The organism is Cytobacillus sp. FSL R7-0696 (genome assembly GCF_038006865.1).
Taxonomy (GTDB): domain Bacteria; phylum Bacillota; class Bacilli; order Bacillales; family Cytobacillaceae; genus Cytobacillus; species Cytobacillus kochii.
Map to the genome: position 1 here is coordinate 2556931 of NZ_JBBOWA010000001.1, position 15656 is coordinate 2572586.

A 15656-nucleotide genomic window follows, 5' to 3' on the forward strand; every position below is an offset into this window, starting at 1 on the left:
AACATGATTGACTGGTCAAACAATGACTTAAATGATTTGATCGCAAGGAAGCAATCCGGCTTATTTTATTTATTCACTCCTATGTGTGGGACATGTCAAGTTGCCGGGAAAATGCTAACAATTACTGAGCAACTGTTGCAGAACCTTCCTATAGGTAAAGCCGACCTGAATTTTTTGCCAGGAGTAGCCGAAAAGTATGAAATTGAAAGTGTACCGTGTTTACTTGTGTTTAAAAAAGGAGAGTTAGTTGATAAGCTTTATGCTTTCCATTCCGTACCTTATTTACTTGAGCAAATTCAATCATATGAATTACAGTCTCAATTTTAAAACCACTTATTGTTTAGGAATAAGTGGTTTTCTTATGCTTTCAATCAAGGGGTTTTGCGCAAATATTTAAATATACCCTTCACTCATTCTATGCAGATGAACCGATGGGCTGTATCTTTTTTCTGTCGATAAGTCTAGCTTTTGACATATTTCTCGGGAAATAGGTTGTGAACATTGTTGGAAATAAAATGTTCTGTCGGTTAAAGTCGATAGTTAGGAGAAGGAAATCATTTCTTGGAACAGAATTATAGAATATAAGACGGGGCAGGAGGTGGTTTCAATAGAGAAACTCATTTATCATTTCAATCAATCTTTAAGAGTAAATGATCATATTTTAATGATGTTAAAGGAACCTATAAGGATTCGAGTAGAATTAGAACAAAATCTATTGTATTTGACATTAGACCGTAAAAGGCTGTTAATTAAACATGCTCGCCCATTGAAAAATTATCATATAAACATTCAAACTACTGCTGACCACTTTCATTCTTTGCTTCAAGGGCGTACAAGTCTAAAGAAACAAGTGGATGAAAAGCATATCATCCTTAAATCGACTTTTAGACAATTATTGAAATTAGATGCCATTTTCCTGTTAAATCAAAATTAATCAAAAATATATCAAATGTACTAAAAAAAGATTGACTTCCCAAAAAAAGGTTGTTATTCTATCCTTAGAATAATTAGAAAATTAAATATTCTTATCGAGAGTGGTGGAGGGACTGGCCCTATGAAACCCGGCAACCGGTTGTTTGATACACGGTGCTAATTCCAGCAGAGCATAAAAGCTCTGATAGATAAGAAGAGATGATAAACCCTCTTCTTTGTGAAGAGGGTTTTTGGTCGTCTTTTCTTTCCAATTTAAAAAAGAGGAGAGATGTAAAATGGCAGAAAAAGAAAAGCAACTTCGTTTTGAAACAATTGGTGTTCATGGTGGGCTAAAACCTGATCCAGTAACAGGGGCAAGAGCAGTCCCAATCTATCAAAATAATGCTTATCAATTCCAAAATACAGAGCATGCGCAAGACTTATTTGGCTTAAAAGAAACAGGATATATTTATTCTCGTATTCATAATCCAACGGTTACTGTGTTTGAGGAAAGAGTTGCATTGTTAGAAGGGGGAACAGGCGCATTAGCATTAGCAAGCGGGCAAGCAGCCATTTACTTAGCACTTCTTAATATTGTTCAAGCGGGTGATGAAATTGTAGCTGCCTCTAATTTATATGGAGGTACATATAATTTATTTACAGTCACTTTACCAAAGTACGGCATCAACGTTAGGCTTATCGATATGAATAATGAAGAGGAACTACGAGCAGCAATCAATGAAAAGACACGAGCTGTATTTGCCGAAACCATTGGTAACCCGAGTTTACAAGTACTAGATATTGAAACGGTTTCTAATATCGCCCATGAACATGGTGTGCCGTTAGTGGTTGATAACACATTTGCAACTCCTTATCTATGTCGGCCGATTGAGCATGGCGCAGATATTGTTGTTCATTCTGCTACGAAATGGTTACTGGGGAATGGGACGACAATGGGGGGAATCATTGTTGACGGTGGTAAATTTGATTGGAATTCAGAGAAGTATCCAGGATTAAGTCAGCCGGATACAAGCTATAACGATTTAGTATATAGTGAGGCACTTGGCCCTGTAGCATATATTACTAAGGCGAGAGTGCAGCTTCTAAGGGATTTAGGTCCAGCACTAAGTGCACAAAGCGCCTTCCAATTCACTTTAGGTTTAGAAACGTTAACGGTTCGAATGAAAGAACATATTGCTAATACGAAAAAAATTGTGCAATATTTGAATAATCACCCTGCTGTTAATTGGGTACTTTATCCGGGCGATGACAACCATCCTAATAAAGAATTAGCAGACAAATATTTATCTAAAGGTGCAGGGGCAGTTGTCGTTTTTGGCATATCTGGTGGGCGCGAAGCAGGTGCGAAGGTTATTAATTCGGTTGAGCTGTTCGCACATGTAGCGAATGTAGGTGATGCAAAAAGTCTTATTATACATCCAGCAAGCACAACGCATCAACAACTTAATCAAGATGGGTTAAAACAAGCAGGTGTACCTGAAGACTTAATCCGATTATCAATTGGAATTGAAAATGTAGAAGATTTGATCGATGATCTTGAATCTGCTATTGAAGCGGCAACTGGTATTGCTTCATTAAATATAAGGGCCTAACAACTATTATTTTCAGATTTGACACCTACTTCAATGACATGATACTATTACACAGGTACACAAAAAAATTCAATATATTCATAGTTTGCTCTTATTTAGAGAGGTGGAGGGAAGTGCCCTTTGAAGCCCGGCAACCGTCATTTAATTGAAATGGTGCCAATTCACTCAAAGCATTAGCTTTGAAAGATGAGAGAAAGGAATTTTCATAACAAGCCTTTCTGCTCATAAGCAGGAAGGCTTTTTTTATAAACAATGGATATGCTATAAATGTGTTGGTTTTTCTGGATTGAAGAGGTGAAGTATAAGATGATTTCAATAAAAGATGTAAAAAAGATTTTCTCAACGAAAAACGGGAAAGTAAATGCAGTAGACAATGTTAACCTCGAAATTAACGAGGGTGAAATATTCGGTGTAATCGGATACAGTGGTGCAGGTAAAAGTACATTGATTCGTATGTTAAATGGACTTGAAATCCCGACTGAAGGCGTTGTATCTGTAGCTGGGAATGAAGTTTCTCGCATAAAAGGTGCTAGCTTAAGAAAGGCTAGACAAGAAATAAGCATGATTTTTCAACATTTTAATTTATTATGGTCTCGAACAGTTCGAGAAAACATTGCGTTTCCATTAGAAATTGCTGGTGTACCTAAGAAAGCGCGACTAGAGAGAGTTAATGAATTAATTAAATTGGTCGGACTAGATGGTCGAGAGGATGCCTATCCTTCGCAATTAAGCGGTGGACAAAAACAGCGAGTAGGTATTGCTCGAGCACTTGCCAATAATCCTAAAGTACTGTTATGTGATGAGGCGACAAGTGCTCTAGATCCGCAAACAACTGATAGTATTCTCGACTTACTTGTTGATATTAATGAACGTTTAGGGTTAACTATTGTGTTAATTACGCATGAAATGCATGTCATTCGCAAGATTTGCCACCGTGTGGCTGTCATGGAAGGTGGAAGAATTGTTGAAATTGGCGAAGTGCTAGATGTGTTCCAAAAGCCAAAAGAACCTATTACGAAGCGTTTTGTTCAACAAGTGACCGAACCGGAAGAAACGAAGGAAACGATTACACATTTACTGAGTGCTTATCCAAATGGCCAAATTGTTCAACTTGGATTTGTAGGTGGTTCAGCGGAACAACCATTAATCACAAACTTAATTCGTCACTACAATGTAACAGTGAATGTATTACAAGGAAAGATATCCCAAACACAAAGTGGCTCTTACGGTACCTTATTTATTCATATAGATGGAGAGTCGGATGAGGTTACCCGCGCGATTGAATATATTCATTCGCAGAAGGTTGGCGTGGAGGTGATTTCCCATGCTTAATGAATGGCTACCAAATGTGGATTGGGAAAGAATGTGGGAAGCAACAAAAGAAACTTTATATATGACAAGTATTTCTGTTATAGCCACGTTTATTTTAGGAATTATTCTTGGATTACTTTTGTTCTTAACTTCTAAAGGAAATATATGGCAAAATCAGCTAGTTAATAAAATTATTGCGGCATTTGTTAATGTCTTTCGATCCATTCCGTTCTTAATCTTGATTGTGTTACTAATCCCTTTCACAAAAATGATTTTAGGGACAATGATTGGAGAAAATGCAGCATTGCCAGCACTCATTATTGGTGCAGCACCTTTCTATGCAAGAATGGTGGAAATTGGCTTACGTGAGATTGATAAAGGTGTCATTGAAGCCTCTAAATCGATGGGTGCAAAAACAAGTACAATTATATGGAAGGTACTCATTCCTGAATCTATGCCAGCGCTTGTTTCGGGTATTACCGTTACAGCGATTGCGCTAGTCGGATATACGGCGATGGCAGGTGTCATAGGTGCAGGAGGATTAGGGAATCTTGCCTACTTAGAAGGTTTCCAAAGAAGTAGATATGACGTTGTATGGATTGCAACGATTATTATCTTAATTATCGTGTTTATCATTCAAATGATTGGTGATTTGATTACTTCCAAACTAGACAAACGATAGGAGAGCTAAAAAATGAAAAAATGGTTATCTGTTTTAATGATTGCAGCTGTTGCATTATTTATTGCTGCTTGTGGATCTTCAGATGAAGGTAGCGAAGGATCTGATGAAGGAACAAAAACATTAAAAATTGGGGCATCTAATGTACCGCATGCTGAAATCCTAAATGAAGCAAAACCTTTATTAGAAGAAAAAGGAATTGAGTTGGATATCACAACCTTCCAAGATTATATTGTACCGAACCAAGCGTTAGAGGGTGGCGATATTGATGCGAACTATTTCCAACATATCCCTTATTTAGAATCTCAAATGGCTGAAAATGATTATGATTTTGTTAATGCTGGTGGTGTTCATATCGAGCCAATTGGTGTTTATTCACAAGAATATGATAGCTTAGATGATCTTCCAGAAGGAGCAACAATTATTATGAGTAGCTCTGTACCTGACCACGGTCGTATTTTGACAATGTTAGAAAAGGAAGGTTTGATTACACTAAAAGCTGATGTCGATAAAACGACAGCGACAATTGATGATATTGAGGAAAATACGAAAAATATAAAGTTTGATACGGAGTATGAAGCAGCACTTCTTCCACAAATATATAATAATGGAGAAGGTGACGCAGTTCTAATTAACTCTAACTATGCGATTGATGCTGGCTTAAATCCAGTGGAAGATGCAATTGCACTTGAAGAAAGTGATTCTCCATATGTGAATGTAATCGCAGTTAGAGCTGGGGATGAAGACAAAGAAGAAATTAAAGCACTACTAGAAGTATTACACTCTGAAGAAATCCAAGGTTTCATTGAAGAACAATATGAAGGTGCAGTTGTACCTGTTACTGAATAATAGAAATTTATTAAAGAAGTCTACTTAGTTGTAGGCTTCTTTTTTTGGTAAGGCGATGTATAGGGACTAACTAGTACTATTGATGCAAATAAAGGTAGATTAGACGGCTTTTGGAGAATCCCTAAATTCGATTTGATAGAAACAAGTAGTGAGGGAAATTTGTATTATTAAGAAAGAAAATAATAAATCAAGTTAAAACGCTTTTCCCCCATGATCGGGTTTCCGCGTTCATTAAGGTTAAGGATACGAAAAATTGCTAATAAAAGCGGCTTGCGCGTGCATCGAGAGAGAAAAAACCAAAGATAGCAGAACAAAATCGGTTTGCACGTACATCCAGAGGGAAAATATTAAAGATAGCAGAACAAAGTCTATTTGCACGTGCATCCAGAGAGAAAATCCAAAGATAGCAGAACAAAATCTCTTTGCTCGTATATCGGAAGTAAAAATACAAACCAGCTTAATAAAAAACAGATAAAAATTCTCTGTATATTGCTTAATCTTACAAAGGTGGCCTTAACTGTTGATTAGAGGTATTTTGCACAGACAAAATAGTCATTTCTAACTTGTGTATGAGTAAAGGTGAATATTTGTAAGTAATGACCCATGAATTTATGAATAAAAGAGGTGGATAAAACCAATCGCGATAAATTCAGTAAAAAAGCGTATTTTCATGTTTTATCGTGTTTGAGTGGGGTAAGTTTATAGTGTAGTATTTTTATTGTAATCATTATAACGCTTTAAACGGCGAAAATTTGAAAGGATTGATTCATTATTAGTCAGCTACAGCTGAATTACACAAGCGAAATGGAAAAGGCCATGCACGGAGCATACGGAGTAGGTTATGAAACGTATTGCCAAAGACAAGATGTAAGGATGCGCGTAGAAAAACAGCGTGAAAAAGATTACTTAAAGAGTCAAAGAATTGTTGCCGATATCGAACGTAAAGCACATGCTTAAATAAAGAGTAGAGCTGTCAGATAGACGGCTCTTTTTGTATACAATAAATGAACATGTGATTTCATTACGCCAATGTTAAAGAAGCGTGAAACTATTTATTATGTAAAAATCTGGCTTCTTTTTTTCATATAATTGCTTATGAACAAGGTGATTATGATGATTTTAATTTGGACATAAATGCAAGTAGAAACGAACTTAACAATAAGTCATATATAAATAGAAGAAAAATGAGTTATTTTCGCTAAATTTAGTGTAGAATAATGGATGGTGATAGGTTTACAACATATACATAGTGGAAATATCGTCTAATATGTGCAAAGAGTTGATATCACATTTAATTTGTTATAAGATTGTAATGAGAATAAAGTGAGAATTAAACTAGAAATGAGATTTGACTTAACAGGGCAAATCTTTTTTATTACGGAGGTATAAACATGGCATCTACATTAACAATTAAAGACCTTCATGTTGAAATTGAAGGAAAAGAGATTTTAAAGGGTGTTAACCTTGAGATAAAGGGTGGAGAAATCCACGCAATTATGGGTCCTAACGGAACAGGTAAATCAACATTATCTTCCGCAATTATGGGACATCCGAAATATGAAGTAACAAAAGGAAGTATTATTTTAGATGGTGAAGATGTACTTGAAATGGAAGTAGATGAGCGCGCGCGCGCAGGTCTATTCCTAGCAATGCAGTACCCAAGTGAAATCAGTGGCGTAACAAATGCAGATTTTTTACGTTCCGCAATTAATAGCCGTCGAGAAGAAGGCGAAGAGATTTCTCTAATGAAATTCATTCGTAAAATGGATAAAAACATGGAGTATCTTGAAATGGATACAGATATGGCCCAACGTTACTTAAACGAAGGCTTCTCTGGTGGGGAGAAAAAACGTAATGAAATCCTACAGATGATGATGATTGAGCCTAAAATTGCGATTCTTGATGAAATTGATTCTGGATTAGATATCGATGCATTGAAAGTCGTTTCTAAAGGGATTAACGAAATGCGCGGTGAAGAGTTTGGTTGCTTAATTATTACTCACTACCAACGTCTATTAAACTACATCACGCCTGATCACGTGCATGTAATGATGCAAGGTCGTGTCGTTAAGTCTGGTGGACCAGAATTAGCACAAAGACTAGAAGCTGAAGGTTATGACTGGATTAAAAAAGAATTAGGTATTGAAGACGAATCAGTTGAGCAAGAAGCGTAAGAGTTAGGAGGATCACTATGTCAACAGAAATAAAGTTACCATTTGATAAAGAATACGTACATTCTTTTTCAAAAGATATGGGCGAGCCTGCATGGATGACAGATCTCCGTGTAAACGCACTGGAGAAAGCTGAAGATCTTCCAATGCCTAAGCCTGATAAAACAAATATTTCAAAATGGAATTTCACTCAATTTGATAAGCATATCGTGGGAAGTGAAGATTACTCTTCATTAACAGATTTGCCAGAAGAAGTAAGAAGCTTAATCAATTTAGAATCAGCTGACCAAAATTTATATATTCAGCGTAATAATCGTCCGGCATATATCTCTTTATCAAAGACAGTTCTAGATCAAGGTGTTATTTTCACCGACATCTTTACTGCTGCTAGAGAGCACGGAGATTTGTTGCAAAAATATTATATGACAGATGGGGTAAAGGTTGACGAACATAAGTTAACAGCTTTACATGCTGCACTGATGAATGGTGGCGTATTTGTCTATATTCCTAAAAATGTAGAAATCAAAGAGCCACTACACTCTGTATTTATTCACGACGATCAAGAAGCAAACCTATTCAATCATGTATTATTGGTTGCTGAAGATAATAGTTCTGTTACTTATGTAGAAAACTACATTTCAACAATGGAAGAAAGCAAAGGCATTTTTAACATCATTTCCGAAGTTGTTGCTAATACAAATGCAAAAGTAACTTATGGAGCGGTAGACACTTTATCTGCTGGAACTACTGTATATGTGAATCGTCGCGGAGTTGCTGGCCGAGATGCACGTATTGAATGGGCATTAGGCTTAATGAATGATGGCGATACAGTTTCTGATAATAAAACGAATTTAATCGGCGATGGTTCATATGGAGATATGAAAACAGTCGTTGTAGGTCGCGGGAAACAAACGCAAAACTTTACAACAAACATTGTACACTTCGGTAAAGCATCTGAAGGTTACATCTTAAAACATGGTGTAATGAAGGATGCAGCTACTTCCATCTTTAATGGGATTGGCAAAATTGAGCACGGAGCGACAAAGGCGAATGCAGAACAAGAATCTCGTGTATTAATGCTAAGCGAAAAAGCACGTGGAGATGCGAACCCAATTCTATTGATTGATGAAGATGATGTAACAGCTGGTCACGCAGCTTCTGTTGGTCGTGTCGATCCGTTACAATTATATTATTTGATGAGTCGTGGTATTTCACAAAAAGAAGCAGAACGCCTTGTTATACATGGCTTCCTTGCTCCAGTAGTTAATGCTCTTCCTATCGAAGGGGTTAAAAAGCAATTAACAGCTGTGATCGAAGGGAAAGTTCAATAATGAATGCAAAAGAGATTCGCGAGCTATTTCCAATACTAAATCAAGAAGTCAATGGCCATCCATTAGTGTATTTAGATAGCGGTGCTACATCACAAAAACCAATTCAAGTGATTGAAGCGGTACAAAAATATTATCATAACGATAATTCAAATGTTCATAGAGGTGTACACACTTTAGGTACAAGGGCTACTGACGGCTATGAAGGCGCCAGAGAAAAAGTCCGCAAGTTTATCAGGGCAAAATCCACTGAAGAAATTATCTTTACTAGGGGAACAACGACTAGTATAAATAAAGTGGCTGCAAGCTATGCGAGAGCGAATCTTTCAGAAGGGGATGAGATTGTTATCTCCTATATGGAGCACCATAGTAATATTATTCCTTGGCAACAAGTGGCTAAGGAAACTGGTGCAACATTAAAATATTTACCATTACAAGAAGATGGAACAATTGCTCTGAGTGATGTTTCCGCTACAATTACAGACCAAACGAAAATTGTTTCTGTTACACTTGTATCTAACGTATTGGGTGTAATCAATCCTATTAAAGATATTGCCAAAATTGCTCATCAGCATGGAGCTGTAATGGTTGTTGATGCTGCACAAGGGGCACCGCATTTAAAAATTGATGTGCAAGATCTAGATTGTGATTTTCTTGCTTTTTCAGGACATAAAATGTGTGGACCTACTGGTATTGGCGTTCTATATGGTAAGAAACAACTTTTAGAAAATATGGAGCCAGTTGAATTTGGTGGCGAAATGATTGATTTTGTCGGCTTATATGAGTCTACATGGAAAGAACTTCCGTGGAAGTTTGAAGGTGGCACACCAATTATTGCTGGAGCGATTGGACTAGGTGCAGCGATTGATTTCTTAGAAGAAATTGGTTTAGACCAAATTGAGGCTCATGAACATAAGCTTGCTGCTTATGCTTTAGAGAGACTTTCTGAAGTAGAAGGCATGAAAATTTTCGGTCCAAAAACAGCAGCAAATCGTGCAGGGATTGTTACATTTAATTTAGATGATGTTCACCCGCATGATGTGGCAACGGTATTAGATGCTGAAGGAATCGCTATTAGAGCGGGACATCATTGTGCACAGCCGTTAATGAAATGGTTGAAGCAATCAGCAACAGCTAGAGCAAGCTTCTATTTATATAACACAGAAGAAGATATTGATAAGCTTACAGCAGGGCTTATTAAAACGAAGGAGTATTTCAGCGATGTCTTTTAATAACTTAGATACCCTCTATCGCCAAGTGATTATGGATCACTACAAGAACCCTCGAAACAAAGGCGTGCTTGAAGATGATAGCTTAACAGTTAATATGAATAATCCGACTTGTGGAGATAGAATTCAGTTAACCTTAAAGCTCGAAGATGGGAAAGTCGCTGATGCCAAATTTGAAGGTGAAGGCTGTTCTATCTCAATGTCATCGGCATCTATGATGACACAGGCGATTAAGGGAAAAACAAAGGAAGAAGCAGTAAAGCTATCTCATATTTTTTCTGATATGATGCTTGGGAAAGATTATGACGATGATATCGATTTGGGTGATATTGAAGCACTTCAAGGTGTTTCCCAATTTCCGGCACGTATTAAGTGTGCGACACTAGCGTGGAAGGCGATGGAAAAGGGAATGAACGAGGAAGATACAGCTAAGTAGTCATAGAGTTGTGACGTTAAAATAAATCATGGTGAAGGATGTTTCTAACCATAAGAATGGAGGAATACGAAATGGCAAAAAAAGCACCTGAAATCGGCGATTACAAGTATGGATTTGCCGATAAGGACATTTCCATTTTCCGGTCAAAACGCGGTTTAACAAAAGAAATCGTGCAAGAGATTTCTAAAATGAAGGAAGAGCCTCAATGGATGCTTGACTTCCGATTGAAATCTTTAGAGCACTTCTACAATATGCCAATGCCTCAATGGGGTGGCGATCTATCAGCACTAAACTTTGATGAGATTACGTATTATGTAAAACCATCTGAGAAAACAGAGCGTTCTTGGGATGAGGTACCTGAAGAAATCAAACAAACTTTTGATAAGTTAGGTATTCCAGAAGCAGAGCAAAAATATCTTGCTGGGGTTTCTGCTCAATACGAATCTGAGGTTGTTTACCATAATATGCAAGAGGATCTTGAGTCAAAAGGAATTGTCTTTAAAGATACAGATTCTGCCCTACGTGAAAACGAAGATATTTTCCGTGAACACTGGGCAAAGGTAATCCCACCGACAGATAATAAATTCGCTGCATTAAACTCAGCCGTATGGTCTGGTGGTTCATTCATCTACGTTCCTAAAGGAATTAAAGTAGATACACCATTACAAGCTTACTTCCGTATTAACTCTGAGAATATGGGTCAGTTCGAGCGTACGTTAATCATTGTAGATGAAGGCGCACATGTACACTATGTTGAAGGTTGTACAGCACCTGTTTATACAACAAATTCATTGCATAGTGCCGTAGTTGAAATTATCATCAAAAAAGGCGCATATTGCCGTTATACAACAATTCAAAACTGGGCAAATAACGTGTTTAACCTCGTTACAAAACGTGCAGTTTGTGAAGAAAATGCAACAATGGAATGGATTGATGGTAACATCGGATCCAAACTAACGATGAAATATCCAGCCGTTATTCTTAAAGGTGAAGGCGCTCGTGGTATGACATTGTCCATCGCATTAGCAGGTAAAGGACAACACCAAGATGCAGGTGCGAAAATGCTACACTTAGCACCTAATACATCTTCGACAATTGTCTCTAAATCAATTGCTAAACAAGGTGGTAAAGTAACTTACCGTGGAATTGTTCAATTTGGACGTAAAGCAACTGGCGCACGTTCAAATATTGAATGTGATACATTAATTATGGATAATCAGTCAACTTCTGATACGATCCCTTATAATGAAATCATGAATGACAATATTTCATTAGAGCATGAAGCAAAGGTATCTAAAGTATCTGAAGAACAATTATTTTATCTAATGAGCAGAGGTATTTCTGAAGAAGAAGCAACAGAAATGATTGTTATGGGCTTCATCGAACCATTTACAAAAGAACTTCCAATGGAATATGCTGTTGAAATGAACCGTTTAATCAAGTTCGAGATGGAAGGTTCAATTGGATAAATGCTTAAAACCCTTATTATATAAGGGTTTTTTGTTTGAAATAAAAGAGAAAAAATCTGTTCGTGCCGATTTCGTGCCGATTCAGATTTTTTTCTCGTTTATTTTAGTGTATGACGCGAACTTTTTTAGTTCGTCTTCTTCTATTTTTTCAGTGATATCCAGATAGGTATCTGCAGTTGTTTTTATTGTTTTATGTCCAAGTCTTTTGGATACGAATTTAATGGTAGCTCCTGCTTCTAATAAAAGTACAGCATGTGTATGTCTGAAAACGTGCGTCCCTTTGTAGTCCACTCCAGCAAGTTTGCAATATTTCTGCATACCTTCTCTTATTATAGAGGGTGTGAGGTATCCACCACGAAAATTTTGAAAGATTACCCCTTCTTCGCTTTTATTAAACCCTTTTTTTCCTAAAATAAGTTCATTCTGTGTGAGCTTGAATTTTCTTAGTTCCTTCAATAAATCTTCTTCTAGACCAATCATTCTGTAGGATGCCGAGTTTTTTAATGTTGAGACCTGTATCTTGTTGTTATTATCTCTTCTTATTTGTCTTTCTATTTTCAATTTGTTACCTTCTAAATCTTTCCACTGTAAAGCTAGGGCTTCACTTATACGCAAACCAGTTTGGCTCAACAAATACATTAACATGTAATATACTTTGTAATCTGGATACCGTTGATGTTTATAATCCTTCATAAATAGCAAAAGTTTATTAAGCTCTTCAAGAGTGAAGTATTTAACTTGTTTATGAATTGAATTATCATCCTGAACTGGTACTTTCAATTTATCGGCAGGATTTTTCTCTAACACTTCTAGTTCGTGGACAGCATAATGCAGTATTCCTTTCAAAACTGATAAGTATTTTAGACGCGCTCCATATGAATACGTCCCTTTGTCACTTTGAGAATCTCCAAATAGGTTAATCCATTTTTTGATTTCTGACCGACGCACCTTCATTATTTTCTTATCCCCAAAGTAAGGAAGTATATGTAAACGAACAATTACCTCAAGTTGTTCGAATGTTGATTCTTTCACATTTATTTTTTTATGATCATATAGCCATTCTTTTGCAACCTCTTTAAATAACATATTTCTATCGTTCAAGGATTGTCCATAGTAAATACGTTCTTCTACTTTACTGGCTTCAATTTCGGCTTCTTTTTTTGTTCTGAATGTACCAATACTAAATTCCTGTCCATCTTTCGAAACTCGTCCTTGCCACCTGCCACTACGCAACTTTCGGAAAGTAGCCAATTTGATCACTCCTTTAAAATCCATTTATATTTTAAGGGTTAAAAATAAGAATTCAACATCACCTTAAACAATTCAACTATTAGTTAAATGAAAGGTTTTCACTTTTTCATTAGGGATAGTACCTATAACTTCTAGTAAATCAGGTGCATAAATAATAAATTGTTCAATTATACTAGGGTCATGAATGTCTGGAGTTAATTTATGTTTGATAGATTTCAGATTGATTCCAATTCTATTTTTAATGTCTTTATTAACAATCAATTCAGAGAGAGAGATAGTACAGTTAATTAATGTTTCATCGAAATTAGTAAACTCTTTTGAGATAATTGGAGGCAATAAATCAAAGTGAAATACGTTTTTATTCCAATTTATTTCTCCTTTATAAGGTTTAATAATAAAATAAAATGGTTCTAAATTTCCATCAATATATTGATAGTCTAAAATTTGTTTAGGCACGTATTTTCATCCTTTCTTTTCTAGCTTTTAAGCTCAATGCTTTTTCAACTATTTTCATTGTTTCATTAGAGTACGGTGGAGCTTTAGGGTATCTTGATTCCATGTGTCTTCTGTGGTTTTCATCAGCATTAGCTTGAAATAATTGACTTCGAAAGTGTATTAATCTTTTTCTGGAGAATTCTTGGGTCACATTAAATGTTTTTGAAATAAAATCTACACCATCATTAATATTTGCATAGTTATTTACATCAAGACTTAATAGCATAAAAGTAGGTACACAAAAATGATACATAAAATTGTTAGCTTGGTATTCTTGCCTCATTCTGAATGACCTGCTTAAATTATGTTGAATGCCTACGTGATTAATCACATGTGCAAGTTCATGAGCAAAGTCTTGCCATTGTTCAAATTGATCTTTCTTTTCATCCAAAATGATACTATACATTCCATCCCTACAATTCATTATGCTTTTGTGTTCCCAATGGTGTACCCAAACATCAAGTTTCTCTGCAATTTTGTACATTTCTATCTCGCTAGGAGATTGAATTTCAAGAAATTTATAGAGTTTTTCGATATTTGTTTCTAAAGTTGTCATTTTATAATTCACTCAAATTACCTCCACGAAACGTATGTTCTATTTTTGTGTAAAAGAAAAGCCCATAAAGGGCAATTCTCATTTAATTGTTCACTTCGATCGTTTCTACTACATCTTCGCCTTTTGCATCAAAATTACTATCAACTGGCGCACCAATTCTTACCTCAATAGACTTGATATCACTAACATTTGATTTGTTTAAAATATATACGTTATGACCTTCGTGTTGGACCTGACCTAGGTATTCACCATCTATATGTTCTGATAAAAACATATCAGGCTCTAATTGTTCTTTAGTATCAGTAATAATAGTTGCTTGACCTAAGTAAAATGACATATCTTCTTCTGATGTATTTTCACCAGACATTTCAATTGTAATTGCTTGAACTGTATCACCAACACTCTTCTCGAACATTGTTGCAGCTGATTCAGATTTAATTTCAATTTCCTTTAGTTGTATAGCAGAAATTTCATAATTTAATGGTCCAGATGTTCCTGAAATATCAAGCTCTTTATTTGTGAAAGTGTTAGTTACTTTAGTATCGGCATCTTCTTGCACATCATCTGCCTCATCAGTTGATTTCTGCTCAGATTTATCTTCTTCTTTACTATCTTCGTTTTGATCAGCACCTGAAGTTGAGTCATCATCACTAACCTTAGTATTGTCTGATCCGCATGCTGCTAAAAATATTCCTAATCCTAAAATTAATGTTAAAAATAAGAATCTTTTTTTCATTAGAAATAATCCCCCTTATATATACTTAATGGATGAGATAACCATTAATTACAATCTTATATAAAAATATAAATCTTAAGTATATGAAACAATCAGCCTATAAAAATGAAAAAAATATAGAAGAAAATAAAAGTATTACTTTCTTCTTTGTTTTTGACCTGGTTTACGATCTCTTTCTCTCTCCAGTAGCCGTTCAAGTAATTTTACAGCTTCTTCGTCAGAAATATCGCCATCTCTTGCTGCGATTTGAGTGTTGGGGTCATTTAACATTTCTTTTGCTTTTAAGTGGTAATCTTCACCTTTAAGTAGATGGTCAGTTGATACTTCTAAAGCGTTTGAGATATTTATTATTTCTACATCAGTTAGCGGTCTAGTACCCTTTTCAATCCTATTCATTACACTAACATTTATGTTGACTTTATCAGCTAAATCTTTCTGTTTCCAGCCTTTTTTCTCTCTGAGCAAAACAATTCTTTCTCCGATATTCATTGTCTCACCATCTTTCTGTTTCAGCAACAATTTTAACATTTTTCTGTAACGGAAATGAATTAAATTTCTAAATAAGAAATTATTTTCTGTTTTTATGTTGACATTTCTATTTCAGCAATTTATTATTAAGTT

The 15656-nt window shown here is 35.7% G+C and carries 17 protein-coding genes and 2 riboswitches; of the genes, 12 read left to right on the plus strand and 5 right to left on the minus strand.

Annotated features, from left to right (window positions below; all coding sequences use genetic code 11):
- Window positions 1-3 precede the first annotated feature (3 nt).
- From MKX29_RS13170 to sufB, 12 genes are all read left to right on the plus strand, one after another.
- Window positions 4-327 carry a thioredoxin family protein gene (locus MKX29_RS13170; RefSeq protein ID WP_341105937.1) on the plus strand — a complete coding sequence of 108 codons (324 nt, stop codon included), beginning with the start codon at window positions 4-6 and terminating at the stop codon, window positions 325-327.
- A 271-nt stretch (window positions 328-598) separates the two neighbouring features.
- Complete coding sequence (locus MKX29_RS13175; RefSeq protein WP_251163584.1) at window positions 599-934, plus strand: hypothetical protein; 336 nt, start codon at window positions 599-601, stop codon at window positions 932-934.
- A gap of 88 nt (window positions 935-1022) precedes the next feature.
- Window positions 1023-1128: riboswitch (SAM riboswitch) on the plus strand.
- An 80-nt stretch (window positions 1129-1208) separates the two neighbouring features.
- The gene (locus MKX29_RS13180; RefSeq protein WP_224938094.1) at window positions 1209-2525 is read left to right on the plus strand and encodes an O-acetylhomoserine aminocarboxypropyltransferase/cysteine synthase family protein; all 1317 of its coding nucleotides are present in this window, start codon (window positions 1209-1211) and stop codon (window positions 2523-2525) included.
- Window positions 2526-2613: 88 nt separating this feature from the next.
- Window positions 2614-2718: riboswitch (SAM riboswitch) on the plus strand.
- A 113-nt stretch (window positions 2719-2831) separates the two neighbouring features.
- Window positions 2832-3857 (plus strand): methionine ABC transporter ATP-binding protein, encoded by a 1026-nt coding sequence (locus tag MKX29_RS13185; RefSeq protein WP_095371991.1) that lies wholly within the window; start codon window positions 2832-2834, stop codon window positions 3855-3857.
- Window positions 3850-4518, plus strand: a complete 669-nt coding sequence (locus tag MKX29_RS13190) for a methionine ABC transporter permease (protein WP_095371992.1) — start codon at window positions 3850-3852, stop codon at window positions 4516-4518. The genes MKX29_RS13185 and MKX29_RS13190 overlap by 8 nt, the downstream gene beginning before the upstream one ends.
- Window positions 4519-4530: 12 nt before the next feature.
- On the plus strand, window positions 4531-5364 hold the full coding sequence (locus tag MKX29_RS13195) for a MetQ/NlpA family ABC transporter substrate-binding protein (protein ID WP_341105939.1): 834 nt from the start codon (window positions 4531-4533) through the stop codon (window positions 5362-5364).
- Between the two features lie 804 nt (window positions 5365-6168).
- On the plus strand, window positions 6169-6321 hold the full coding sequence (locus MKX29_RS13200; protein ID WP_157733903.1) for a hypothetical protein: 153 nt from the start codon (window positions 6169-6171) through the stop codon (window positions 6319-6321).
- A gap of 434 nt (window positions 6322-6755) precedes the next feature.
- Window positions 6756-7538, plus strand: coding sequence for a Fe-S cluster assembly ATPase SufC (sufC, locus tag MKX29_RS13205; protein WP_095371994.1), 783 nt, complete (start codon window positions 6756-6758; stop codon window positions 7536-7538).
- 17 nt (window positions 7539-7555) lie between these two features.
- Window positions 7556-8866: a Fe-S cluster assembly protein SufD gene (gene sufD, locus MKX29_RS13210; RefSeq protein WP_095371995.1), complete on the plus strand. Its 1311-nt coding sequence runs from the start codon at window positions 7556-7558 to the stop codon at window positions 8864-8866.
- Window positions 8866-10095, plus strand: a complete 1230-nt coding sequence (locus tag MKX29_RS13215; RefSeq protein WP_095371996.1) for a cysteine desulfurase — start codon at window positions 8866-8868, stop codon at window positions 10093-10095. Before sufD ends, MKX29_RS13215 begins: the two co-directional genes overlap by 1 nt.
- Complete coding sequence (gene sufU / locus MKX29_RS13220; protein WP_095371997.1) at window positions 10085-10528, plus strand: Fe-S cluster assembly sulfur transfer protein SufU; 444 nt, start codon at window positions 10085-10087, stop codon at window positions 10526-10528. Before MKX29_RS13215 ends, sufU begins: the two co-directional genes overlap by 11 nt.
- Window positions 10529-10599: 71 nt before the next feature.
- Window positions 10600-11997, plus strand: a complete 1398-nt coding sequence (gene sufB / locus MKX29_RS13225; protein ID WP_095371998.1) for a Fe-S cluster assembly protein SufB — start codon at window positions 10600-10602, stop codon at window positions 11995-11997.
- An 81-nt stretch (window positions 11998-12078) separates the two neighbouring features.
- Here the strand turns inward: sufB and MKX29_RS13230 are convergent, their stop codons facing one another.
- The 5 genes from MKX29_RS13230 to MKX29_RS13250 form a co-directional block, all read right to left on the minus strand.
- Window positions 12079-13248 carry a tyrosine-type recombinase/integrase gene (locus tag MKX29_RS13230; RefSeq protein ID WP_341052074.1) on the minus strand — a complete coding sequence of 390 codons (1170 nt, stop codon included), beginning with the start codon at window positions 13246-13248 and terminating at the stop codon, window positions 12079-12081.
- 72 nt (window positions 13249-13320) lie between these two features.
- Window positions 13321-13704 (minus strand): hypothetical protein, encoded by a 384-nt coding sequence (locus MKX29_RS13235; protein ID WP_341052072.1) that lies wholly within the window; start codon window positions 13702-13704, stop codon window positions 13321-13323.
- On the minus strand, window positions 13697-14311 hold the full coding sequence (locus MKX29_RS13240; RefSeq protein ID WP_341052069.1) for an ImmA/IrrE family metallo-endopeptidase: 615 nt from the start codon (window positions 14309-14311) through the stop codon (window positions 13697-13699). Before MKX29_RS13240 ends, MKX29_RS13235 begins: the two co-directional genes overlap by 8 nt.
- A 70-nt stretch (window positions 14312-14381) precedes the next feature.
- Entirely contained in the window at window positions 14382-15035 is a 654-nt protein-coding gene (locus MKX29_RS13245) for a hypothetical protein (protein ID WP_341052066.1), read from the minus strand.
- 135 nt (window positions 15036-15170) lie between these two features.
- Window positions 15171-15524 carry a helix-turn-helix domain-containing protein gene (locus MKX29_RS13250; protein WP_341052064.1) on the minus strand — a complete coding sequence of 118 codons (354 nt, stop codon included), beginning with the start codon at window positions 15522-15524 and terminating at the stop codon, window positions 15171-15173.
- Between the last annotated feature and the right edge of the window lie 132 nt (window positions 15525-15656).